The organism is Mycobacterium shunyiense, from assembly GCF_058270035.1.
This window is the reverse complement of record NZ_JBZDPT010000003.1, coordinates 82,909-107,234: the sequence shown is the minus strand read 5'-3', so window position 1 is coordinate 107,234 and position 24,326 is coordinate 82,909. Positions and strand designations below refer to the sequence as shown.

General features: G+C 68.2%; 21 protein-coding genes. 5 read left to right on the top strand and 16 right to left on the bottom strand.

The annotated features are described in order from the left end of the window. Positions 1-154: 154 nt before the first annotated feature. The gene (locus AC4ELS_RS03290; protein ID WP_499045820.1) at positions 155-919 is read right to left on the bottom strand and encodes a trans-aconitate 2-methyltransferase; all 765 of its coding nucleotides are present in this window, start codon (positions 917-919) and stop codon (positions 155-157) included. Between the two features lie 43 nt (positions 920-962). Here AC4ELS_RS03290 and AC4ELS_RS03285 point away from each other — a divergent pair, with 43 nt between their 5' ends. Both AC4ELS_RS03285 and AC4ELS_RS03280 read left to right on the top strand, forming a co-directional pair. Continuing rightward, positions 963-1,841 carry an amidohydrolase family protein gene (locus AC4ELS_RS03285; protein WP_418020738.1) on the top strand — a complete coding sequence of 293 codons (879 nt, stop codon included), beginning with the start codon at positions 963-965 and terminating at the stop codon, positions 1,839-1,841. Between the two features lie 23 nt (positions 1,842-1,864). Then, positions 1,865-3,064, top strand: coding sequence for an alpha/beta hydrolase family protein (locus AC4ELS_RS03280; RefSeq protein ID WP_499045817.1), 1,200 nt, complete (start codon positions 1,865-1,867; stop codon positions 3,062-3,064). Here the strand turns inward: AC4ELS_RS03280 and eccE are convergent. The 13 genes from eccE to AC4ELS_RS03215 form a co-directional block, all read right to left on the bottom strand. Beyond that, positions 3,020-3,940 (bottom strand): type VII secretion protein EccE, encoded by a 921-nt coding sequence (gene eccE, locus AC4ELS_RS03275; protein ID WP_499045814.1) that lies wholly within the window; start codon positions 3,938-3,940, stop codon positions 3,020-3,022. The two genes, AC4ELS_RS03280 and eccE, sit on opposite strands and share 45 nt — an antisense overlap. Continuing rightward, positions 3,937-5,313: a type VII secretion-associated serine protease mycosin gene (mycP, locus tag AC4ELS_RS03270; protein WP_499045811.1), complete on the bottom strand. Its 1,377-nt coding sequence runs from the start codon at positions 5,311-5,313 to the stop codon at positions 3,937-3,939. Before mycP ends, eccE begins: the two co-directional genes overlap by 4 nt. A gap of 7 nt (positions 5,314-5,320) precedes the next feature. Next, positions 5,321-6,742: a type VII secretion integral membrane protein EccD gene (gene eccD / locus AC4ELS_RS03265; RefSeq protein WP_499045809.1), complete on the bottom strand. Its 1,422-nt coding sequence runs from the start codon at positions 6,740-6,742 to the stop codon at positions 5,321-5,323. Positions 6,743-6,744: 2 nt separating this feature from the next. Then, positions 6,745-7,668, bottom strand: coding sequence for an ESX secretion-associated protein EspG (locus AC4ELS_RS03260; RefSeq protein WP_499045806.1), 924 nt, complete (start codon positions 7,666-7,668; stop codon positions 6,745-6,747). A gap of 9 nt (positions 7,669-7,677) precedes the next feature. Further along, the gene (locus AC4ELS_RS03255; protein WP_003880383.1) at positions 7,678-7,965 is read right to left on the bottom strand and encodes a WXG100 family type VII secretion target; all 288 of its coding nucleotides are present in this window, start codon (positions 7,963-7,965) and stop codon (positions 7,678-7,680) included. A gap of 33 nt (positions 7,966-7,998) precedes the next feature. Beyond that, a complete protein-coding gene (gene esxG / locus AC4ELS_RS03250) occupies positions 7,999-8,292 on the bottom strand; it encodes a type VII secretion system protein EsxG (RefSeq protein WP_064886591.1) in 294 nt (97 codons plus the stop codon). A gap of 61 nt (positions 8,293-8,353) precedes the next feature. Continuing rightward, the gene (locus tag AC4ELS_RS03245) at positions 8,354-9,931 is read right to left on the bottom strand and encodes a PPE family protein (protein ID WP_064886590.1); all 1,578 of its coding nucleotides are present in this window, start codon (positions 9,929-9,931) and stop codon (positions 8,354-8,356) included. Position 9,932: 1 nt separating this feature from the next. Further along, positions 9,933-10,244, bottom strand: coding sequence for a PE family protein (locus tag AC4ELS_RS03240; protein WP_064886589.1), 312 nt, complete (start codon positions 10,242-10,244; stop codon positions 9,933-9,935). Continuing rightward, complete coding sequence (gene eccCa, locus AC4ELS_RS03235; protein WP_499045804.1) at positions 10,244-14,209, bottom strand: type VII secretion protein EccCa; 3,966 nt, start codon at positions 14,207-14,209, stop codon at positions 10,244-10,246. Before eccCa ends, AC4ELS_RS03240 begins: the two co-directional genes overlap by 1 nt. Beyond that, positions 14,206-15,759, bottom strand: a complete 1,554-nt coding sequence (gene eccB / locus AC4ELS_RS03230; protein ID WP_499045802.1) for a type VII secretion protein EccB — start codon at positions 15,757-15,759, stop codon at positions 14,206-14,208. The genes eccCa and eccB overlap by 4 nt, the downstream gene beginning before the upstream one ends. After that, complete coding sequence (gene eccA / locus AC4ELS_RS03225; protein WP_448449018.1) at positions 15,756-17,525, bottom strand: type VII secretion AAA-ATPase EccA; 1,770 nt, start codon at positions 17,523-17,525, stop codon at positions 15,756-15,758. Before eccA ends, eccB begins: the two co-directional genes overlap by 4 nt. Positions 17,526-17,711: 186 nt before the next feature. Then, positions 17,712-18,605, bottom strand: a complete 894-nt coding sequence (locus AC4ELS_RS03220; protein ID WP_448449017.1) for a class I SAM-dependent methyltransferase — start codon at positions 18,603-18,605, stop codon at positions 17,712-17,714. 30 nt (positions 18,606-18,635) lie between these two features. Beyond that, positions 18,636-19,535 (bottom strand): oxygenase MpaB family protein, encoded by a 900-nt coding sequence (locus AC4ELS_RS03215; RefSeq protein WP_064958438.1) that lies wholly within the window; start codon positions 19,533-19,535, stop codon positions 18,636-18,638. A gap of 77 nt (positions 19,536-19,612) precedes the next feature. Here AC4ELS_RS03215 and AC4ELS_RS03210 point away from each other — a divergent pair, with 77 nt between their 5' ends. After that, positions 19,613-20,227 (top strand): TetR/AcrR family transcriptional regulator, encoded by a 615-nt coding sequence (locus AC4ELS_RS03210; protein ID WP_448449016.1) that lies wholly within the window; start codon positions 19,613-19,615, stop codon positions 20,225-20,227. 1 nt (position 20,228) lies between these two features. Continuing rightward, positions 20,229-21,044 carry a helix-turn-helix domain-containing protein gene (locus tag AC4ELS_RS03205; protein WP_498886452.1) on the top strand — a complete coding sequence of 272 codons (816 nt, stop codon included), beginning with the start codon at positions 20,229-20,231 and terminating at the stop codon, positions 21,042-21,044. Here the strand turns inward: AC4ELS_RS03205 and AC4ELS_RS03200 are convergent. Further along, positions 21,028-22,437, bottom strand: coding sequence for a carboxylesterase/lipase family protein (locus AC4ELS_RS03200; RefSeq protein ID WP_499045970.1), 1,410 nt, complete (start codon positions 22,435-22,437; stop codon positions 21,028-21,030). The two genes, AC4ELS_RS03205 and AC4ELS_RS03200, sit on opposite strands and share 17 nt — an antisense overlap. Further along, entirely contained in the window at positions 22,434-23,336 is a 903-nt protein-coding gene (locus tag AC4ELS_RS03195; RefSeq protein WP_448449014.1) for an MBL fold metallo-hydrolase, read from the bottom strand. The genes AC4ELS_RS03200 and AC4ELS_RS03195 overlap by 4 nt, the downstream gene beginning before the upstream one ends. 101 nt (positions 23,337-23,437) lie before the next feature. Here AC4ELS_RS03195 and AC4ELS_RS03190 point away from each other — a divergent pair, with 101 nt between their 5' ends. After that, entirely contained in the window at positions 23,438-24,319 is an 882-nt protein-coding gene (locus AC4ELS_RS03190; protein WP_448449013.1) for a helix-turn-helix transcriptional regulator, read from the top strand. Positions 24,320-24,326 lie beyond the last annotated feature (7 nt).

The following is a 24,326-nucleotide window of genomic DNA, read 5'->3' as shown; positions in this document are numbered from 1 at the left end:
CCACGCCCGCCACCGCTCTCCACGTCCCCTTTGTCACGCTGGAGTGGCACTCGACTTCGAGTGCCACTCCAGCGTGACAATGGCGCAGGATGGGCGGGCGGAGGATGGGCGGGCGCAGGATCGGCGGGCGGCGGCTCCACGGGCGGCGGCGGATCTACCGCACCCGCGCCACCACGAACACGCGACGGAACGGGAAGAACGTCGTGCCGTCAGCGCGCCGAGGGTAGGCCTCGGCCAGCATCGGGATGATGGTCTGGCGGTATTGCTCCCACATCTGCTCGCTCAGCCGACCCTTGACCTGTGTCAGCGCGGTCCCGGTGATCCAGTCCAGAACCGGTGTCTCGCCGGTCAATTGGTGGACGTAAGTGGTCTCCCAGGCGTCCACCACACACCCCGCATCGGTCAGCAGCGCGGCGTATTCGACAGGTGTGTCGACCTGGCCGACATCGCGCCACGGCATGTCGCGCAGCGGCTCGATGAACGGTTCACGACGGGCCAGTTCCCGCACTGCATGGTGGGACGGGGCATCGAAATTGCCCGGCACCTGGAAGGCGATCCAGGATCCCGGCGCCAACTGTCCGGCCCAGCGCACCAGGAGTTCGCGATGGGTGGGCACCCATTGCAGTGCCGCGTTGGTGACCACCACATCGGTGTCGGGTTGCGGCGTCCACTCCTCGATCGCCCCGACGTGTGCTTCGAGCCCGCGGGACTGCGCTGCCGCGACCATCTCCGGGGAGCTGTCCCAGGCCTCCAGCGTGGCACCCGGCCAGCGCTGCGCGAGCGTCTCGGTGAGGTTGCCCGGCCCGCAACCCAGGTCGACCACCCCGCGTGGTGCCTCCGCCGCTACCCGCGTGAGCAGGTCGTAGAACGGCCGGCCCCGATGGTCGGCGAAGGCGAGGTACGTGTCCGGATTCCACATGCCCCGATCATGCCCGGAACCCGGGTCGATATCGTCGGACGCGATGGATGAATCGGAGAAGGTGCGGAAGATCTGGACGGAGCTGGGGCTTCCCGGCATCGTTGACGTGCACACGCACTTCATGCCCAAGAACGTCATGGACAAGGTGTGGCAGTACTTCGACAGCCAGGGCCCGATGATTGGCCGGGAATGGCCCATCACCTACCGCGCCGACGAGGCCGAGCGGGTCGCCACGCTGCGGGAGTTCGGGGTCCGCAGGTTCTCCTCACTGATCTACGCGCACAAGCCCGAGATGGCCGCCTGGCTCAACCAGTGGGCGGTCGGCTTCGCCGAGGACACCCCGGATTGCCTGCACACCGCCACGTTTTTCCCGGAACCCGAAGCCCCCAAGTACGTCGCGGAGGCCATCACCGCAGGTACCCAGGTGTTCAAGGCGCACATCCAGGTGGGCAACTACGACCCGAACGATCCCCTGCTCGACGAGGTCTGGGGAGTGATCGAGGACGCCGGCGTGCCGGTGGTCATTCACTGCGGTTCCGGACCGGTGCCGGGTCAGTTCACCGGCCCAGACCCCATCGCCAAGCTGTTGGGCCGCTATCCGCGGCTGGTGCTGATCGTCGCGCACATGGGGATGCCCGAGTACTCCGCCTTCCTGAATCTCGCCGAGCAGTTCGAGCAGGTGAGGCTGGACACCACGATGGCGTTCACCCCGTTCGTCGAAGAGACGATGCCTTTTCCCACCTCGGAGACAGACCGGCTGAAAGCGCTCGGTGAGCACATTCTGTTCGGCAGCGACTTCCCGAACATCCCCTACGGCTACGCCGAGGCCATCCACCACCTGATCGACCTGCCGGGCGTCGACGACGCCTGGCGCCGCAACGTCCTACACGACAACGCCGCGAAGTTGTTCGGGCTGAGCTGAGCAGTTGGCTAGCATCGGGAAGCGTGGAGCCGTCCAGCGCAGATCCGGTCGAACCCCCGATCCCTGTTCCCGACGTTCCCGGCGGTGAAGCCGGTGCGCGCGGCCTGCCACGCCGCTCCGACCTGACGCTCAAGCAGCGGGCCATCGTCGACACCTCCGCGATCGCCGACATCGCGTTGCGCACGGGGGTCGCCTCGATCGTGGCCACGTCGATGGTGCCGACGACGTTGGCGTCGCTGTTGCACCCGTCCGCGTCGCGGGCCGAGCACGACCACATGCGGTTCTACGCGGATCTGGCCGCCGCACGGGATCCCGCGGTGTCGTTCCCGGCGCCCACCCGGCCACCCCGGGTATCGACCCGCCGGGCCAGTCCGGTGGCCGAGTTGATCGCCCACGGCCGGGTCGAGAACATCCGGTTCCAGAGCGGCTTCACCGCAGTCAACCCGGCACTGCGGGATATGTGCAGCGGATTCACGCGCAACAACGTTGTGCGGGCCCAACATTGGCGCCATGACGACGGACCGCACCCGACGTTGTGCGTGATCCACGGTTTCATGGGATCGCCGTATCTGGCCAACGGGCTGTTTCTGTCGTTGCCGTGGTTCTACCGCTCCGGGTACGACGTGTTGTTGTACACCTTGCCGTTTCACGGTCAGCGCGCCGAACGGTTCTCACCGTTCAGCGGCTACGGATACTTCGCCCACGGGTACGCCGGCTTCTCTGAGGCCATGGCCCAGGCTGTGCACGACTTCCGTTCGGTGATCGACTATCTGGAATCCACCGGTGTCGACCGGATCGCCCTGACCGGCATCTCACTGGGTGGGTTCACCTCGGCGCTCCTGGCCAGTGTGGACGACCGGATTCAGGCCGTGGTGCCGAATGTTCCTGTGGTGACGCCGGATCGCACGGTCGACGAGTGGTTCCCGGCCAACAAGCTGGTGGCCCTGCAACGCCGGGTGGCCCGAACCGATCCCGCTTTGATCGAAGCGGCGGCCCGGTATGCCTCGCCGCTGAACTACCGTCCGCTGGTGCCCAAGGAGCGACGGATGATCATCGCCGGCCTGGGCGACCGGCTGGCTCCGCCGCAGCAGGCCGAGATGCTGTGGGAACACTGGGATCGCTGCGCGTTCCACTGGTTCCCCGGCAACCACCTGTTACATGTGAGCCAGCCGGACTACCTACGCCGGATGACCCGCTTCCTGCGGGATTTCATGTTCGACTGACCGCTGCAGCAGTGCCTGCGGCAGTTCGGCAGGGGCGCCGTCCAGACGGTCGGAGGACAACGGGTTCAACGCTGCCAGTGCCGGACGGTGCCGGCCACCCGCCGGCTTCAGACCGGCCAGCGGAGCCTTGCGTGCGGGCCGGTCCGTCGTGCGGATCGCCGCACCGACCGTCAGCTGCGGCTGGGTGGGAGATCCGGTGAATTCCAGTGCCGTCCACGTTTCCTGGGCTGGCAGGGCGCCGATCCCGGCGAGCACAGCGTCCAGCTTGTCGCTGACGCCGACCAGGTAGGCCGCCACGAATCCCGAGTCGTCCTTCACCCCGCGCCAGGTTTCCTTGCCCGGGTCGGGCAGCGGGGAGTCCACCCCGTCGACGAGCGTGACGGTCCAGCCCTGCTCACGCAGGTGGTCGGCGAGCCGGCGCCCCACGATTTCAGTGGTGTCCCGCAACGGGACCTGCGACGAACGGGCGCGCAACGCAGCGAGATTGTCCGCTGCGGCAACCGTCAGGCTGATCCAGCTGCGCCGGTTGCCACCGGCGTCGCGGTGAGTGACCCGGACCTTGTCGCAGCGAATGCCGTAGCGGTCGAGGTAGCTGACCACCACCGGCAACTGGGCCGGGTCCGCGGGATCGACCCGCAGGACAACGGTCTCCGCGCCCGGCTGGTCGACCGGCTGGTCCTTGGCGAGGTTGCGACGCCACACGGCGATGTGCCGGGCGACCCGCGTGGTCAGGAACAACCCGCCCCACCACGCCAGCAACAGCACGACAGCCACGACGGAAACTCCGAGCACCCACCGTTCGGTGTTGGTCTGCCATGGCCGGGCCAGGACGGCTGCGACGATGAACAGCGACGCCAGCGCGAGTCGGGCGGTCATGTGGTGGGGTCCTTCCGTCGGTATGCGGCGAAGGCAACGGCCAGCGCCGCCAGCGCAAGTGCTCCGGTGCCGGCGAAAGCAACGATTCGGCCGGTGTTGTCACGCGGGGCTGGTTCTTGTGGTGCGGCAATGGGTTTGCCTGCGGGAGTCGCCGGTCCGTCCAGCGGCATGTCCGCGACATCCCAGGTGAGTGCGGCCACCGGATCGACACCGCCGGCGCCGATGACGTTCGACGGCGAGCGGGCGGCACCCTGCGCCGTCGTGGTCAACCGGTGGACCACCTGGCGGGCGTTCAGATCGGGAAACTTGCTGCGCACCAGGGCCGCAACGCCGGACACATAGGCCGTGGCGTAACTGGTGCCGCTGAGCGGAATCAGCTTGCCCTGATCGGTGGGCAGCGCGTTGGCCAACCCCCCGCCGGGTCCGTTGCTCACCGAGGAGATGTTCTCGCCCGGCGCCGAGATCCCCACCCAGGGACCGGCCATGGTGAATCCGGACGGCTGCCCGGTGGCGTTGAGCGCACCGACCGACAACACGTAAGGCTGCCACCACGACGGGATCGACACCGAGGAGACGCCGCCCCAGTTGCGGGGGTCACTCGGAGTTCCGGACAGCGGATTGGACGCGCACGCGGTCCCCGTCGTGACCCCGCCCTCCGTGTTGCCCGCGGCCGCGATGATGACCGCGTCCTTCTCCACCGCTGCATAACGCAGTGCCGCACCGAGTTCGGTCTGGTCCACCTGTTTGTCGGCGGGCAGGCACGTCACCACCGAGATGTTGATTACGCGCGCACCCATGTCGGCGGCACGCACGACGGCCCTGGCCAGGCTGGCCACATCGGCAACAGCGCGAGCCTCGGCGGCGTCGGCACTGGGCGTACGCGGCGCAAAGCGCGGTGAATTCTGCCGGATCGAGATCAACCGGGCTTCCGGTGCCACCCCGGAGAATCCGTCGGACCCGGGTTGGCCTGCGATCAGACCGGCGACCGCGGTGCCATGGCCGTCACAGTCGGTCAGGCCGTCGGTGGATTCGATGAAGTCTCCACCACCTTCGACGTGGGGCAACCGGGGTCCCGGCTGCACTCCGGTGTCGATGACCGCAACGGTCTGGCCCTGCCCCCGACTCTGTTTCCAGGCACCGGACAGGTTGAGCGCCAACTGGTTCGGATTGACCGCACCGGGGTCACTACCCGGCCTCGCCTCGGTGGCGACACAGGCCGAACGCTGCGCCATCGCCTCCACCGGGCCGGCACTGCCAGCCGGTGGGGCGATCTGCGGGTCGACCTCGGGCGGGCTCACCGCACCCGCCGACGGGGCGCCGACCAACAACACCAGACCGGCTGTGGCCAGAACACCCAGACTCTTGTGGATCACCGATTCATCACCTGTCGAGGACGAGGCTGAACAGCCCGATGAGGAAGGCCATCACAGGAATCAGCGATGCATCGACCCCGGTTGCCAGGAAGCCCACCAGGCGCCGCATCGGCAGCGAGTAGGTGTCCGGCGACGCCGCCCGCGGATTCAGTGCGGCGAAAACCCACACCACGACGAGCGCGGCGAGCACGGCCAGCGCCAACCAGGCGGCCTGGTACCGGCCGTCGATCACGAAGGCCACCAGCAGGACGACGGACAGCAGGTAGGGATGGCCCAGCAGCCACGACTTGCAGGAGGCGGAGTCCCAGACACGAGCCCGCAGCACGGCGCCGAGCGCGGCGGCGACGACGACGTACCAGGCCCACGGCGACGCGGTCGACGAACCGACCAGCGCCACCGATCCGGCGACACCGAGCAGCACGCCCGCGGCGATCACGCCGGTCTGGTGCGACTGGCTCACGCGGACCCGCCGCGGCAGGTCGGCCAACACCGAAAGCGGTTGTGCCGACGGGGAAGGATCACCCGGCGCCGGGATGACCGGCAGCGGGAAGCGGGCCCACATCGCGGACAGTTGGGCGGCCTGGACCGTGACCACCAGGGCGATCAGGATCAGGGCGCACCCGATCACTGTCGAGTTGATCTCCCACAGCGAGGCGGCACCGGCCACCAACAACACGCCGGTTCCGGCCACCGTGGTCGCGGTGAACACGGCGATACCACGGTCATCGGGCGAGCTGGCCATGCTGATCAACGACCATGCCGCCACTCCGGCCGCGGCCAGCAGGATGCTGGGTGCACCGAAACCGCCTGGCACACCGAGTGCGAACGCTGCGCCGACGGGAACCAGCCCGGTGACAGCCAGCGCGGTGGCCAGAGCTCCCGAGCGGCTCCGGGTCGACAGCGAGGCGAGCACGGTGGCGATGGCGATGCCACCGACCACGAACAGCCCGAGCAGTTCGCCGGTCAGCACGCGATGGGCGACGGCCAGGCCGGTGCCCACCAGGATCAGCCCGATCACGGCCAGCGCCGCAGCACGCGCAATGTGCGCGGCGCCCCACGGGCGTCGGCGGGCAGCCGAGAAGATCACAGCGGCGTCGGCGATGTCCTCGACGATGCGCGGGGCGGCCGGGCCGGCGGGGACGGCCTGCAGCGCAAGCAGATCCCCGTCCACCACGCCGACCGTGTCGAGGGTGGCGTCCAAGCTGTACGGCGCACCCCCCACCGGGGCCAGGCTGAGCCGCACCGGGTCCGGGGCGCTCGCCCCGTCGTCGCCGCCGGCGTTGGGGGGCAGCACGATGCGCTGGACCGCGGGCAGAATCTCGCGCAGCGGCAGCTCGGACGGCAGGGCCATCTCGGTCAGCCGGCCACCGTCGTCTCCAGCGGCCAGCACGGCCACCCGGACGATCGGCATCACAGTGTTGTCGGACATTCCTATGCTTTCTGGGTTCTTCTCATGGAGCGTGGATCTCGGTGGGATACAGGGTTGTTAGATACAGCGGCGTTGGATAACTCGTCGTTTTCGGCTTCTCTGTCGAAGTCGCGGATGAGCGGTTGGTCGGGGAACCAGGAACCGCTCGGCAGGGAGGCGGTGAGCCGTTCGACCGCCATGGCGATCGCGTCGGCACTGCCTGCCGTGAAGGTCGAGATCCACTCTCCGTCGAAGGCTTTCGACGGAGAGACCAGAATCCGGCCCCCGGGGGAGTCGATGATGCTGACTCCCACCTGGGTGGTTACCCGGTGGCCGTCACGGTGCTCTCCGGCCACGATCTCGACGTATGTCCGCCGTCCTTCGAACACCGCCTCCACGATCGGGCGGGCCGAGGCGGGGACTCCGAGGAATCCCAGCACCTCGGTCAGCGGGGTGCCGTTGCGGATCTGCTCGTCGGCGCGGGCGCCGGCCGCGGCCGGCAGCGCGAACTCTTCGAACCGCGCCGGCTTGCGGTTCGACAGCCCGGCCGTGAGCACCGGGCCCAGGGCGTGCGGGTGGGCGATGTCCATCTCGGTGAACGTCACCAACTGCGCGTTGCGCAAGACGACAACAGTCCGACCGTCCGACCGCGCCACGATGCCTCGCAGCAGATCCCCGGGCCCGGAGACAAACCGCAGGTCCAACCACTGGGTCGCCCGGCAGGCCAGCCGAACCCATTGCGCCACCCGCGGATTGACTCCGCCGCCGGCGTCGAGCACGCCCATCCTGGTCAGTTCAGCGGCCTGTTCGGCGACAAAGCCGGCCCGCTGTACCGGTTCGCTGTAGGGCGGCGTGATGGCCAGCACCCACGGATACGCCCCGGCACCGAGTACCTCGGCGAGGTACCAGGCCTGATCGGTGGTCAACTCGACGGCGTTAGCTCCCACTGGTCACAATCAGCCCCACTTGGCGCCTTCCGCGGCATCGCGTGCGCTCATCGACATGGTGTTCATCTCGTGAGTGGACGCCATGGCACGGTAGGCCCGGGTCAGCTCTTCCATCGCCTGGTTCCACTGGGCCTGCCAGGCCTGGTAGGTCATACCGGTGTCACCCTGCCAGGCGCTGCTCAGTGCGGCCTGCTCGCTGGCGATGTCGGCACCGACGGCGTGCAGGGCAGCCGAGTAGGTGTTCATCTCTCCGGCGTGAGCCAGCATTGCCGGGTAGTTGTACATGATCTGAGACATGAAAACTCCTGTATCGCTGTGGATCTAGCTCGGTCAGATGGAGGTGTAGGTGCTGGCCGCGGCCGCATCCTGCGCCACGTAGGTGCCCGCGGCGTCGCCGAGGTTGAGCTGCGCGTAGTCGAGCAGGGCGTTGACCTTGGCCGACACCTCGACGAACCGGGCGTGGGCGGCTTGGAAGGCAGCTGAGGCCTCACCCATGTGGAAGGCCTGCGACGACATGGCAGCCTGCTCGGCCTGCGCGATGGTGCTGCGCATCAGGGCGGCCTTGGCACTGAACGCCGCCTCGGAGGCGATCAGCTGGGGGATGTGAGCGTCCAACATGCTCATGGATTTTCCTTTCGGGTCGTAGACATTTGGCGGTGCATCGAACGTGATGAAGATGATCTGGTCAGCTGCGGGTACCCCCTTGCGAATCGCCGGGTTCCCAGGAACCGGGCAGCATCGGCGAGACGGGACTTTCGTCGTCGTAGCTCTCGCCGGCGAGCGTGGTCAGCCCGGCCGCGGTGGTGTCGGATTTGGTTTCGGTGCCGGTGAATCCCATGGCGCCGGCACCGCTTTCGGACGCCCGCACCCGCGGTTCCGGCGTCGGCGCCGGGTCCGGTTCTGGTTGCTCGTAGTCCATGTAGGCGTCCGCGTAGGCGTGGTCTTCCAATGCCGCACCACGCTTGCGACGCCGCTTGCGCCGTGCCGCCAGCGACGCGGCCACACCGGATGCCGCGGCGGGAATGCCGGAAGCCGGTGCCGAGGCACTGGACTTGCCGCCCACGGTCGGGCTGAAACCCTCGTCGGGGTCACTGCCGAGCACCGCATACGGCGCGAAGGCCGCCGCCGCCACGGGCGCCGGTGCAGGAACACCTGCGGGGGCAGGCGCAGCGGCGGGCGCAGCGCCCGCGCCGACTCCACCGCCGAAGCCCGCCGGCGACAGGCCGGCCATGGGCAGTCCCTGATCGACGCGCGCCGGTCCCGCCGGAACATCGGCGTCGGCGGGAGCGTCGGCCGGTACATCATCGGTGGGAAGCAGGTCGAGGAAACCCAGTGCAGCAAGGCCGATGCCGAGCAGCGGTACCAGGAACGGCGAGAGCGCCACACCGATCCAGGTTCCCCAACCCACCGGCTGGAAGATCATCTGGTAGATGACGCCGAACAGGAAGGGCCCCCAAGTGGTCAGGAAGCCCGCCGGATTGGTCATCAAGTCGGTGAGCATGCTCTGCAGCGTCCCCAGCGGATCGTTGAGGAACCTCAGCAGCTCCTTGCCGCCGATCATCGAGTCGTTACCGAGATAGTCGATCAGCCATTGCGGCAGATTCGGGTACTCACTGTCGGCCGTCGCGTCGGCGTTCGTCAGCGCCGTACCGGAATCCGTGGCCGTGCCCTGCGCCATCATCTGCTGTGCGTTGGCCGACGCGGTGCCGGCCTCCCCGGCGCCCGGCTTGAGCAGCATCGGCGACGGCGTGCTGGTCGGTGCCGCCATCACGGCGGCCCCCGAGACAGCCTGGTAGGTGGCCATGGTGGTGGCCGCCTGGATCCACATCCGGACGTAGTCGGCCTCGTTGACCGCGATCGGAATCATGTTGATGCCGAAGAAGTTCGTGGCCAACAGCACGCCGTGCACCACATGGTTGAGCGCCAGCTCGGGCATGGTCGGCATGGCCGCCACCGCCGTGGTGTAGGCCGCGGCCGCAGTCTCGTGCTGGACAGCCACCGCAGCGCTGTTCGCGCTCTGCTGCGCCAGCCAGGTCAGGTAGGGCCCGTGCGCGGCAATGTACTGCTCCGAGCTCGGCCCTTCCCAGGACCCGGCCTGCACCGAGCCCAGCACGCTGGTGAGTTCGGCTGCCGCCGAGGCATATTCGGTACTCAGCGACTGCCAGGCCCCCGCGGCGGCCAGCAACGACCCGGCGCCTGGACCGCTGGAGAGCAGCGTCGAGTGCACCTCGGGTGGCAGGGCCATCCAAATGGGGGCAGTCATCTCAGATGCCGCGCGCAGTCATGTAGGACGAAGCCGCCATCGCGTCACCGGTCATGTAGCTGGCACCGGACTCGCCGACGCCGACGCCGGAGCGTCCGAGCTCCTCGACACCCTGCGCGGCCATCGTCGAGTGCTGGGCACCGTGGGCGCTGAAGCCGGTCGCGGTCTGCAGCGAAACCGCATCGGCCGCAGGCGGGATCACCGCCGAGACCAGGGGGGCGGCTGCCGCGTGCGCGGCGGCCAGGCGCGCGGTGAGCGCCTCCACGGCCGCGCTGGCGGCGGTCAATCCTTCTGGAACTACCCGCAATGTCATCAGAATTCCTTTCGCCCGTTGTTCACGGAGAGTGCCGTGTCTTCGATGAGTGGGTTGACGAGCTGGACGAACTCGGGCGCGTCACCGTCCCCGAGCAACATGCCGCGTCCCGCCGGGAACCGGGCGAACCGGTGCCCGCGGAGCTTGCCGCTGTCTGCCGGATTGCCCGACAGCATCAGTGTGGTCGCCTGCAGATCGTTGAGGCGACGCAGCAGCGGTGCCGTCATCACGGCGTGGGCCGATCCGGTGGCCCTGGCCGTCACGATGACCCGCAGCCCCAGATCGGTGGCCTCGGCCAACAGTCCGACGATGTTGGTCCACGGACGCTGCCCGGCGAACGGACCGCTGGCCGAGGGGCCGTCGGGGATCTGGTCCACGTCGTCGATGATCAGGTAGTGCGTGTGGCCATCCTGTCCGGACCGCTGGTTCCAGGCGCTGAGTTCCTGCGCGCTCAAACCGGCCGGCGGACGACGCTTCTCGATCAGCGACGACAGCCCCAGCATCGCGGGCAGCACGCGGTCGATGTTGGCCGTGTACTCGTTGTCCGGGAACAACGGCTCCTCGACCAGATGCAACCGTCGGTCGATCACGGTGAAAGCCACCTCGTCCGGCCGGGAGTTCTCCCGGATGGTCCGGATGATGTGACGCAGCAGCGTGGTCTTGCCCGACTTGGTATCGCCGAACACTGCCAGCAGCGGGTTGTGCTTGAAGTCGAGCACCACCGGCGCCAGATCCTCTTCGCGCTGCCCGATGACCACCTGCTCGGGGGCCGGGTACAGCGGTGCCAGCGCGGCGGGGGCCAGCGCGGTGGGCAGCAGCCGCACCGGCGGTGCGCTCTGACCCGGGTAGCGGGAGTTGATGACGGCGATGTCGCTCAACTGTGGCTCGGCGAACAGGAAGTGTTCGGCGGCCATGGTCAGGCCGCGGCCCGGCTGATCAGCAGGCACCGACTCCGCCGGCCGGCGCAGCGCACCCACCACCCGCACGATGCTGTCGTGGCTGTCGTGCAGCTTGAGCTCCAGCCGCAGGCCCAGGCCGTCACGCATCGCCAGCGGCACCTCCAGCCAGTTCGGCGTGGTGATGACGACGTGGATGCCGTAGGACAGGCCGGTGTTGGCCAGCTCGGTCACCTTGGCCAGCAACGGGTTACGCGTGTTGAAGGTGTCGGTGTTGTCGCGGCTGAACGCGTACAGGTTGTCGATGACCAGGAATACCTCGCCATACCCGTCTGCGTAGCTGCCCACCCGGCTCACGGCACCCTGCCGCTGGCGGGCCTGCAGCAGCTGTTCGAGCTCGCCGAAGGTACGACGGATGCGCTCGGGCTCCAGCGGGGTGGCCACGCTGCCGACGTGGGCCAGGTCCTCCAGGCCGGCGAGCTGTCCGCCGCCGTAGTCGAGGCAGTAGAAGCTGACCTCGCTCGGCGAGTGCAGCGCCGCGGCCGACAGCACAAAGGTCTGCAGCGCGGTCGACTTGCCCGAGCGCGGACCACCGTGGATCAGCACGTTGGCTGCCGACGAGTTGGCGTCGAACACCAAGGCGTCGCGGCGCATCTCGAACGGCTTGTCGATCTCGCCCAGCGGCCAACGCAGTTGACCGGGTTCGATGTCGGTGCTGGCAAGCACGTCGTCGAGGGCGATCGCGCCGTCCAGCGGCGGTAGCCACAGCTTCGGCGCCTGCGGTCCGTAGGTGGCCAGCTGGTCACCGATGGTGGCGATCAGCTTGCGCGGCGGCAGGACGTCGATCTCGGGCTCGTTCGTGACGATCACGGTATCGGGTTCGGGCTCCACCCGCGAGGCAGTGAACAGCTGAGGTTGCGGCAGCGCCCGGACCACGATCGACTTCTCGGCCCGCGGCGGGTCGTAGATGCCGTCGACGTAGGTGCTGCGGAACTTGATCGGCACCGCACCCGGGGCGGGTACCAGGAAGCCCTCGCCCTTGTGCTCGCGACCCGATTCGATGTGATACGCGTCCTCGACCCCGATGATCTGGCGGGAGATGCTCGGGCTGGCCACCTTCAGGCCGATCCGGTACGACGTGTTCTTGTCGATGTCCTTGATGCGGCCCACGTCCAGGGTCTGCGACGCGAACAGGATGTGGATCCGGAACGAGCGGCCCTTGCGCGCAACGTAATCGAACAGGTCGGCGTACTCGGGGTGCTCGGCGAGCATCAGCGTGAACTCGTCGGCGACCACGAACAGCGTCGGCATCGGCGGCAGGTCATGCCCGGCCGCGATCGCTGCCTCGTACTCGGTGACCGAGTTGAAGGCGCTGCCCTGCACCCGGCGACCGGCTTCCTTGAGCAGCTGCTCACGGCGGGCCACCTCACCGCGCAGGGTGTCGGCGAACCGGTCGGCCAGCGACCGCTTCTCGGCCATGTTCGAGATGACCGCGACGACCTGCGGGAAGTTGCGGAAGATGTCGGCTCCGGCCTCACCCTTGAAGTCGGCGTAGATCACGATGAGCCGATCAGCGGAGTGAGTGGTCAGCAGCGACAACAGGATCGACATCAGGGTCTGGGACTTGCCCGAGCCCGTCATACCGATCATCAGGCCGTGCGGGCCCATGCCGCCCTCGGCCTCGTCCTTGAGGTCGAAGTACAGCGGTTCGCCGGTGGCGGTGACGCCGATCGGCACCCGCAGCTCGTCGTCGCGGTTACGCGGGGCCCACAGACTCGCGACGTCCAGGGCCGAGGCATCTGGGATGTCGAGCAGCGTGCCGAAGGTGGCGCCTCCAGTGGCGGTGGACCGCACATAGCCGGGGTTGGAGTCCCAACGCGACAGCCGCCGCGCGATGTGGGCGGCCTCGGCGGCCGACATCGAGTCCGCCTGACCGACGTAGGGCTGCCAGCCGCTGCTCTGCCAGCGCTCGATCCGACCTTCGGTGACCCGCAGGATGGGCCGCTCGGGATCCGGGTACTGCTCGCGGTTGGGCAGCTTGTCACTGCGATGGATCACGGTCACCCCGGTCAGACCCGGCTTCCGCGCGATGTCGTCGGGATCGGCCTCGGGATCGTCGAGGACCACCAGCAGATGCTTGAGCACCTGGTCCGCCTCGGCGGGGAACGCGGGCCGGCCGACCAGGGCCGAATCGAGCTGCTCGCGCAGCTCGGTGACGCCGGTGGTCAGGTAGCGGGCCGGGCCCACACCGTCGGCCTGTGACGGAATATCCACGTGTGGAAGCCATTTCAGCCACGACCAGGCGTCGGAGTCGACGTCAGGAGAGGCCAGCGCCACCCCGAGCATGGTCGGGTCGTGCCAGGTGACGGCCTGGGCGATCCAGGCCCGCAACGCATCCCGGACCTCATCGGCCTCACCGATCACGGTGATCCGGGCGAGCTTGGTGACGTCGATGCCGGTCGGGGCATCACGCACGGTGCGCTGCACGTCGAGCAGACCGCGAAGGGTGCTGTGCGACACCGGCTCCAGGTCGATCTCGTCGGCGGTGTCCTTGACCTTGAGCGCGGCGTCCAGCGGCACGTCGTGCAGCCCGGCGCGCAGCACCAGGAAGTCACGGTCACGTGGATCGCGTTCCCACTGCCTGCGGGTGCCCGGGACGGAGGCCAGCGCCTGAGGCTCCGGGTGTGACCACTCCAACGCCTTGCGCTGCTCGGCGGCATGGGCCCGGACATTGTCGCGCACCACCGACAGGTAGCGCAGGTAGTCGGCGCGTTCGGCGTCGACCTCCTCGGTGCGCATCTTGTTGCCGCCGCGGTAGAGCGCGGTGGCGGCCAGCAGCAGCACGAACGGGAAGAACAGCATCGTCGGCGAGATCATCCGCATCCCGGTGGCGAACAGCGCCACGATCATGCCGACGATCAGGATGACGATCAGGTAAGGCAGCACCCGGCGCAGCAGCGACGGCGGGACCATCCGCTCCAACTGGGGCGGCGGCTCGATCGTGATGGTGCCCTTACGGGTGGTCGGCGGGGCCAGCCTCCGCTGGTGCTCGAAGATCAGCCGGCTCATCGGGTCGTCGCCTCCAGGCGTGCAGCGTTTGCGTTGGGCGACAGCGCATCGTGTGCGGTCAGGGCGTCGCCACGGGACAGGGTCGGGCCGGCCGCGAACTGCGTCAGGATCGACCACGGAATGGGCAGGGCCGGCGCGGTGAGGCCAAGCGCCTCGACAACTTTGTCGTTGCCGGCGGTATCGATGCCGTAGCGGACGCCGGTGTCGCTGACCCAGAACAACGAGCCTGCGGTCGGCGAGCCGGGCTCGGCCCCGACGGTCTGGACGAAGTAGCCGCTGCCCGGGGTCAGTGCGACCCGGTTGGCGGCGCCGTTGCTGCCCGCGCCGACCAGGTCGACGGTGTGCAGGCCGTCCGGCACCGGCAATGCCGCACCGGAGAGGACCGACAGCTTGCTCTCGGTGGCACCCGTCGGCTTGATCCACTGCGCACAGGTCACCGGGGCGGTCGACGGCGCGACCAGGTTGACCGGAGCGTCCGGGTAGCCGGCGGTGTCGATGGCGTGCGAGACAGGCATCCGCGATACCTCGTCGGGCCCGATCCGCGGTGCCTGGTCGAGGCCATAGGAGTTGGTGTTGCGCAGGATCGAGGCCAGGACCGGCGAGACCGGCTGCAGACCGTCGTTCAGCACCGCGTAGTAGCGGGCAGTGTTGTCGGCGTCGTAGGCCGCCAACACGCCACCCACGGGCACCGGGGTCGACAGCTCGTAGCTCGTCGGCGCACCGGCGTCGGCGATGTGCGGGGCCGCCAGCGCCGGGGCTTCGGGGATCGCGTTGAACAGGCCGGCCGCGATGGGCCGCGGCGTCGGGATCTGCCCGCCGAGACCGAGGGCGTCGGTGACGGCGCGGTTGGCCAGATCGACCGGGCTGCGCTTGCCGTCCCACAGCAGCCAGTCGCCCGGGGTCGGACCCTCGCTGTTGTGCACCAGGACGGCCTGATCGGACGTCAGCGTCAGGGCACGCTCACCGCCCGACGCGAGGGTGCCGGCAATGATGGTCACACCCGCGTTGGCGCCCGAAACCGCATCGCACACAGTCCAATCCGCGCCGGTGCTGACGCTCTGCACCATCCGCTCCGGCGCACCGGCGATACCCAGCAGGTTGCCGCGCGCGAACTTGTCGATCTCACTGGTCTTGACCGTGCTCGGGTTGTCCGCCTTGCCGGTGATCAACCGCGCCGAGGTCAGGTTGAGCACGGGGTGCAGCTGCTCCCCCACCCGCACGTACAGCGCGGCCGTTGACCGGTCGGCGAGAACGGCATCGTTTCCGGCAGTACCACCCGGCCGGAACAACGAGAACAGGAAACAGCCGACCAAACCGGTGATCATGATCAATGCACCGGTCAGCACCGCACGGCTCTGCGTACGGAGCGGGTCGACCAGCATGCGGGTGTCGTGCAGCGCGACGCCGGAGGCGATGCGGCGCATCACGAATCGCCAGCCGGTGACCTGGTTCTTGGTGACGAACCCGCGCCGGTAGGTCACCTGGTCGGGGTTTTCGTTGTTCGGCGTGCGGGACGCGAAGGAGCGCCGGTCCGGATCGGGCGCGGTCATGCGGGCACCGTCAGCCCCAGGCCACGCAGCAGCGGGCCGGCCGAACTGTTCACGTCACCGGCGGTGATCGTCATCATTTCCTCGTCGGTGAAGTCGTCGTGGTCGGAATGATCGAGGCGGTACTCGCGCTCCTCCTCGGAACGCTCGACCAGGTTGCGGACGAAGCGGCCGTTACCGGCGATGTCGAGGCTGCGGCGCGGCACACCTTGGGCGTCGGGCGTGGTGGCCTCGGCCAGGTAACCGAACAGCCGCTCCATCTCGTCGTGCGCGGTCTTCTCGAACGTGCTGTCCCGCTTCTCGGCCATCCGCTCGGCGATCTCGACGAGTTCGGACGAGGAGTAGGACGGGAAGTCGATGCTGCGGGTGAAGCGCGAGCGCAGACCTTCGTTGGTGTCGAGGAACATGTCGAGGTCCTTGCGGTAACCCGCGACGATCACGACCAAGCGGTCGCGGTCGTTCTCCATACGGGCCAGCAGGGTGTCGATGGCGACCAGACCGAAGTCGTTCTTGGCGCCGGTGGACACCAGTGCGTAGGCCTCGTCGAGGAACAGCACGCCGTCCAGGGCGCTGTCGATGATGGCGTTGGTCTTGGCCTCCGTCTCACCGATGTGCTGACCGATCAGGTCGGCACGGTGCACCTCGCGGACCGTCTCCTTCTTGAGAAGTCCGAGGCCGCAATAGATCTTGGCGACGACGCGGGCGATGGTGGTCTTACCCGTTCCGGGCGGGCCGGCGAACACGAGGTGGTTGGTGCGCTGCGCGACGGCCAGCCCACGCTCCTGGCGACGGATCGACATGGCGACCGAGCTCTTCAGCCGCGCCACCTGGAACTTCACTTCTTCCAGGCCGATGAACTCGGCGAGCTCGGCTTCGGCCTCGACGAGCAGGTGCGCCTTGCGTTCCTTGGCGCCCGGGTCGACGAAGTCGGACTCCGACGGTTCCGTCTCCGGGTCCCACGGATCGGTGCGCGCGTCGATGCGGGCGGCATTGGTGATGAGCAGCCCGAAAGTCGGATCCGACAGGGCTTCTTCGACCTGCTTGTTCTCCGGGTGGGCGGCGAAGAGATCCTGCAGCACCTCACTCGCGTCTTCGTCCTCACCCTGCGCGCGCAGCGTCAGCGCCTTGGCGAGCGCGCCGTCGAGCGCGGCCACCGTGATCGGGCCGGACGGGTCCTCCAGGTACGACAGCGCGGGCGCCAGCATGCCGAGCCGGGCCAGCGCGATGCCCAGGGTGACGCGGGCAGCGTGCGTAGTGACCTCGTCGAGCGACGGGTTGGTGACCACCGGGGTGAGCAGCCGCACCACGTCGTTCCAGCGCTGGGCCCGGTGGTTGATCGCCACCCGCAGCCAGGTGGCGTTCAGCCAACCCGGCCGGCGGTCGAGCAGCTCCCCCACGAGCGCGTCCGCCTCGGCGAGTTCACCCTGGCCGGCGCGGCGCGCCGCGTAGGCCAGCTGGAAGTCGTCGACCTCACTGGCGCGGAACTGTAGGTACAGCCCACTGTCAAAGGTGAAACCGAGGTCACCGGCAGCCAGGTCGATCTCGCGCTGGAGCAGACCGGCGCTGGCGCGGGTGCGCCACACCGCGTCGATGACCGCACCGGACACGTCGCCCGCGGCGGCCAGACCCGTCCAGGCGTCACAGTGGTCGTGTGCGATGTGTGCCAATCCAGCAAAGCCGGACCGGGCCGCGGTGAGGTCGGCCGGCCGCTGCCGGTCGTTCACCGTCAGACCCAGCGCACGACAACATGTGGCGAAACGGCTGATCACATCGCGATCGAGCCGGGGCGCTCCCTGAGGCGGAGCCGCAAGCGTGTCACTACCCATATGCGTGCACGGGAGCGACTAAGCCCCCGAATCTCTCCCTTATGTATGGCTAAGCTAACTTTTGCTGAAGTTAGCATTGCATAACTTAACTGTCGAGAGGCACGTACTCGGGCTAGCTCGTGAACTGCCTCACCTTTTGGTCGCAGCCACCAAGGTGATAGTTCCCGTCATCAGGCCTGCTTCGGAGTCCGGACCGGGCACGGGCCGCCCCGCGCGGGCCAGAAGCTCATGCAGCGGAGTCTCAGCGGCTTCCCAGCCACGCTCGCCGAACCACTGCTGCGCGGGCGCGTGCTGCTGGTTGTACACGAGAGTGAAGAACGCGTTCTCTTCTCCGGAGGAGACCGCTTCGGCGCGCTTGGCCTGGAATGCCTCGTCCGGCATCGGGATCGATTCCTCGATGCCGACGAAGCTGCCCGGCGCTGCCAGCGCATCGATTCCAGCAAACAACCGTTCCTGTGCTGTGGCAGGCAGATAGATCAACAGTCCCTCGGCGATCCAGGCCGACGGCCGCGACGGGTCGAAGCCGCTCTCCCGCAGCGCGCGTGGCCAGTCGTCGCGCAGATCGATCGCCACCTCGCGCCGCTCGGCCGTCGGCGCCTCGCCGAGGCGGTCTACCGTCTCGCGCTTGAACTCGAGCACTCGCGGCTGGTCCAACTCGTAGACCACGGTGCCGTCGGCCCACGGCAGCCGGTAGGCGCGTGAGTCCAGACCGGCGGCCAGAAGGACAATCTGTGTGACGCCGGCCTCGATGGCCCGGCCGAAGTACTCGTCGAAGTACTTGGTCCGCACGCCCTGGAAGTTGACGAAGTCCTTGCCGAATTCGGTCTGCAGCGGATGCTCTGGATCGGTCCCCTCGGCAGCGATCGCCCAATCGCCACCGACTGCACGGCAGAACGCCTCGGCATACTTGTCGACAGCGATGGGATCAGGCTTTCGGGCCTCCAATGCCCTTGAGGCAGCGACGAACAACGCTGTCGCACCTACGCTCGTGGTGATATCCCAGTTGTCTGAATCTGTTCGCACCGCCGCGAGGGTACGCCGCGAGCCTGACAGCTACACCAATGGACGGCCGGTGCGGATCCGCCAGTCGAGGTCTTTGAGCAGCACATTGAACGGGAACTGCCGCAGGACCGAGGGCAGCAGGTCGTTGATCGTGCGGAGCACTTTGATCAGCTGGTCGAACCGCTTCTGACTCTTGGCATCCCACGGCAAACGCATCTCCTCACGGAACCGCTGCGGCAGGAATCCTGTGGTGATCAGCAAGGCCACTGCATCGAGCCGACGTTGCACGAAGCGGGGCAGCACCGGTTTCTTGGGCCGGCCCGCCGCGATCGGATAGAGATAGCCGCGCACGGTGTCGTCGATGTGCAGCTTTTCCAGGGATTCCTCCCAGTACCGGTCGAACGCAGCCCGGTCGGCCGGCCACATCGACTCGGGCACCTGCAGTGTGGTGCCCATGGTGACACTGTCGCGGTAGTGCTGGTCGGCGGTCTCGTCGTCCAGCTCGCCGATGAACATGCGGAACACGTCGACGCCACCCTTGTAGAGGCAGGCGGCCACCCAGAGCTGGAGGTTCTTGTCGAACGCGTTGTATTTCACCGGACTGTCCTCGGTGGAGTACACCTGCGCGTGCGCCTTGTTGACCGCGCGCCGGTATGCCGCCTTCTGCGCGTCGCTGCCGCGGGTGGCCACGGCCAGGTAGGTGAAGGTGGTCCTGGCCCGCTTGATCGGGTGCAGGTCGGTGCGGCCGCTCTCGACGCGGCTCTCGACCACGCCGTAGCCGACGCCGGGGTTGGCCAGCTGCATGATCACGTTGGCCGGGCCGGCCAGCAGCGCCACGCCCATCAGCCCGTCGTCGAAGCTGGCGCCGCGCCGGCGCTTGGGCGCGGCGCCGGGCCGCGGCGACTCGTTCATCGGCCGCTCGACGTGCGGGATCGGTTCGCTGACCGTCATGGCCACCCCTTCTAGAAACTGAGAACCTGCGTTTCCTGATACTGGCCCGCCGGAGTGACAGGTGTCAAGATGTGGGGGTGAAGCAGGTCCGCCCGTACCGCGGCGTCGAAGCGGCCGACCGCCTGGCGCAACGTCGCAGCCAGCTGCTGGAGGCCGGGCTGGATCTGCTGGGAGCCGAGGACGGCGAGGTCACGGTGCGGGCGGTGTGCCGCACCGCCGGTTTGGCCGCTCGGTATTTCTACGAGAGCTTCACCGACAAGGACGACTTCATCGCCGCGGTCTACGACTGGGTGATCGCCGATATCGCGAGCTCGACGCAGGCGGCCGTCGCGGCCGTTCCGCTGGCCGATCAGACCACCGCCGGGATGACGAACATCGTGCATCTGATCGCCAAAGACCCGCGGATCGGCCGGCTGCTCTTCAGCGTCAAGCTGTCCAACGAGGTACTGGCACGTAAGCGCGCCGAGTCCACCGCGCTCTTCGCCACCCTGCTCGGTCAGCACGCCGGCGATGCCCTGCAGCTGCGCGCGAACGACTACCTGCGGGCCACCTCTCATTTCGCCGTGGGCGGGGTCACCCAGACCATCAGCGCATGGTTGTCCGGCGAGATCACCTACTCCCCCGAACAACTCATCGACCAGCTGCGGTCGATGCTCGACGCACTGGCCGGAATGCAGCAGCCGGGGGTTTGAGGTGGCCGGCCCGGTATTGCTACGTCCGAGCCCACCGCTGGCCGCCCACGTTCAGTTCTTCGGATATTGGCACAACGCGCAGGCCACGACCCATCGCAGCCGTGCCCTCCCCCGCGGCGCCGCCACCGTGATCATCGATCTCGGTTCCCGCGAGCGGGTCGATTTCTTCGCCGCCGATGGCACCACCCGCCTCGACGTCGGGACCGCTTTCATCGCCGGCGCCGGTGTGGCCTCCTACGTCACCCAGATCGATCCGTCGCAAACCGTGCTGACCATCCATTTCCGTCCCGGTGGCGCGTCGGCGTTCCTGCCGGCGCCACAGGACGACCTGGAGGACCGCTGTGTGGACCTGGACGCGATCTGGGGTCGCGACGCATCGATCCTGCGCGCCCGACTGATCGAAGCACCCTCGGCGCGGTCGCGAGTGGCACTGGTGGAGTCATTTCTGCTGGCGCGCATGAGCTCCCGCGATCCCACAGTCGGCGCGGTCTTGCTCGCGGCCGAAAGTCAACCCTCGCTGCGGGTGGCTGAGGCGTCGGCGATGACCGGGTTGTCAGCCCGACGGCTGATCGCGTCCTTCCGCGCCGAGGTCGGCCTGACGCCCAAGACCTATCTGCGGTTGCGTCGGTTCCAGGCGGCAATGAGGCTCTTGGACGCCGGCGACACCAACGGTGCCCGAATCGCGGCCGATCTGGGCTACTTCGACCAGGCGCATTTCGTCCGCGAGTTCCGATCGTTCACCGCGATGACACCGACGGAGTACACCCGGCGCCGCACCCTGCTGCCCAGTCACATCGGGATCAACCCACACCGGTGAATCGGCGCATCTCCCCCGGCGCCCAGCCCGGATCTCCCGTGGTGGCGTACCGGACCCAGGCACCGTGCATCTCGGCGGCCAATGCGCCAGGAGGCTCGCCTGGCCCCAGCAGGGCACCGGGTCCGCGTACCGACTCCAGACCGGTTCGTTCGAAGACGAACGGTAGTTCCACCGCGTGAGCCGCCCCCAGCTTTCCGTCCACTGCTGCTGAGCGCCAACTGAATTCGTAGCGGTGGGTCGCGGGGCCCGACAGCTGCTCATGGGCCTGAGCCGTGCCTTCACTACCGGTGCGGAACAACGCGTCGCCCAGGATCGCCGACCGCAGCTGGCCCCAACCCGCCCGGGGGAAGCGGGAGCGGTACCGCTGGACCACGGCGGCCGGGTCGGCGTCGACCTGCGTGGCGAGCCGCTCGACGTCATCGAGGGTCGAGGAGTCGAAGTTCCCTTGCGGAACCAGGTACAGGTTGCCCTCCTCGGTGTTGGTCCCGATCAGCAGGTCCACCTCCGGATTGAGCTGCCGTGCAGGCTGCTCGGCCAGCACCAGACTGAACGGACTCAACCCCAGCAGCGGGTCAAAACGTCCTTCGGTGCGCAGATCCAGCCCGGCCAGTTCGGGGATCGCCTCGACCAGCTGTTCATCGGAGAGGGGGTCAAATCCGGTGACCGTGGCCTCGACGTCGAGAACCTTGGCTGCCGCCCGGCTGACCTGTTCGGCCTGCTCCGGATGGAACGCACCGAAGCCGTTGCCGCTCTGCATGATTGCGCGACGGATCAGCTTGTCCGCGCCGGGTGCGGCCAGAGCTCCGGCGGTGATCGTCGCACCGGCGGACTGGCCGAACAGGGTGACGTTGGCAGGATCACCGCCGAAGGCCGAGATGTTGGCCTGCACCCACTCCAGCGCAGCCAGCACGTCGAGCAGGCCGCGGTTGCGCGACGCGCCGGGCAGGTCGAGAAATCCGGTGATGCCCAGCCGGTAGGTGACCGTCACCAGCACCACGCCGTCGCGGGCGAAGGCGATGCCGTCGTAGAGCGGTGAGCGGGTGGAGCCTGCCACGAAACCGCCGCCGTGGACGAACACCATCACCGGACGGCGCTGGGCGCCCGGCGGGGCCCACACATTGACGGTGAGGTAGTCGGAGCCGCGCACCCAACCCGGTCCGAAGAACGGTGTCATATCCAAGCGCCCGAAGCCGTTTCGGCGTGGCTGGGGTGCCGTCGGCGCGGGGCGGGTCGCATCGCGCACGCCGCGCCACGGCTCGTGTGCTGCCGGAGCCGCGAAGCGGCCGGTGATGCCGGGCGGTGCGGCGTAGGGGATGCCGAGGAAGGCCGAGCCGTGGGCGGTGCGGATTCCCCGCACCACCCCGGTGGCAGTGTCGACGGTCGGGTCGATCATGCCGTCGCCCGCTCGAACGCTGCCCATTCCTTGACCGCGAACCGGTCCCCGTCCCGCATCACCTCGGCCGCGCCGTAACCGCCGAAATGCGCTGGTATCACGAGCGTGTTGGTATCGGCGGCGTGGCCGAGTACCCGTCGGCGCGATGCCCGCGCCTGTTCCAGGTCCTCGCAGTAGCAGCTGTTGACATCAGGATGAACGATCTGCAGCGCGGTGTGCATCATGTCGCCGACGAACACCGCACGGTCACCGCCGGACTGCAGCCGGACCACCGCCGAGCCTGGGGTGTGCCCGGGGGCAGGCTCCAGCGTGATGTTGTCGTCGATCTGAAAGCCGTTCTCCCACAATGTGGCCTGACCGGCCTCGTGGACCGGTGCCACGCTGTCGAGGAAGACGTTGTCCCGTCCCGCGGCGGGGTCGTCACGATTGGCCGGGTTCCAGAAATCGAAGTCGGCCCGCGGCATCAGGTAGGTGGCGTTGGGGAACGTCGGGACCCAGTTGCCGTCGTCGAGGTAGGTGTTCCAGCCGACGTGGTCGATGTGCAGGTGGGTGTTGATCACGACGTCGACGTCTTTTGGTGCGACCCCGGCCCGGGCCAGATTGTCCAGAAAATCAGTGTCCAGGTGATGCCACACCGGGGCATGCGGCCGCTCCTTGTGGTTGCCCACGCCGGTGTCGACCAGGATGGTGCGGCCCGCACTGCGCAGTACCCAGGTCTGGATGGCCGATACGCAGTCATCGCGGCCGGGATCGTAGAAATCCGGAGCCAGCCAGTCCTCGTTGCGCTGCCACATGTCGTCGGTGCTCTCCGGGAAGAACTCCTGCGGCGACAGCCGCACCGAGCCGTAGTACTCCATGACCCGGGTCACCGTGACGTCGCCCAACACAATCTCGTTCATGTCCCCAGCCTGGCGAGGCGGTGATCGGCCAACCAGGCCCAGCCGTGCCTACCACTGGCAGGGATAGGCACAACCCCTCGAACCGGAGGCATAGTGGGCTGATGAGCACCGGACAACTCGGCGAGTTCCTGCGGGCCCGGCGCGGGCGGCTGCATCCGGAGGACGTGGGCCTGGACCGATACGGCGAAAGACGACGCGTGGCCGGTCTTCGGCGCGAAGAGGTCGCCCAGCTGGCCGGAGTCAGCGTTTCCTATTACACCCGGTTGGAGCAGGGGCAGTCGGTGAATGCCTCGGAGGCGATCCTCGACGCGCTGGCCCGGGCTCTGCAGCTCGATGTTCACGAGCAGGCACATCTGCGGGAGTTGGCGTCCCAGCGCGTACAGCCGCCCCGCCGACCTCCCGTCGAACGCGTCAGCACCTTTACCCGCGATCTGTTGCGCTCCATGGACCACCTGCCGGTGCTGGTGATCGGTCGGCGCACCGACGTGCTCGCCTGGAACGAGCTCGGCCACGCCCTGTTGGCAGGCCATCTGGATTTCACCTCGGTGGACCACCCCGCGACCCGGCCCAACCTGGCCCGGCTGCTGTTCCTCGATCCGCACACCCGCGACCTCTACGCGGACTGGGGCCGCAAGGTGCGCACGGTGGTCGGCAGCCTGCGCCTGGCCGCGGGCCGATATCCCGACGATGCACTGCTGTCCGCCCTGATCGGTGAATTGTCGGTCAAGAGCCCGGAATTCGTCGCGCTGTGGGCCGATCACCGGGTCAAGCCGTGCGAAGCCGACTCCTATGACATGCGTCATCCGCTGGCCGGATCGCTCACCGTCACCATGCAGAACCTGGCGATTACCCGGGATGTCGACCAATCGCTGTGTGTCGTCACGACCGCGGAAGGTTCGAGTTCGGCGGACGCGCTGCGGCTCCTCGCGCAATCGATCCAGGACAAAAATATCCAAGGCTCCACGGCAGCTGCCCGCGCATGATCGCTGT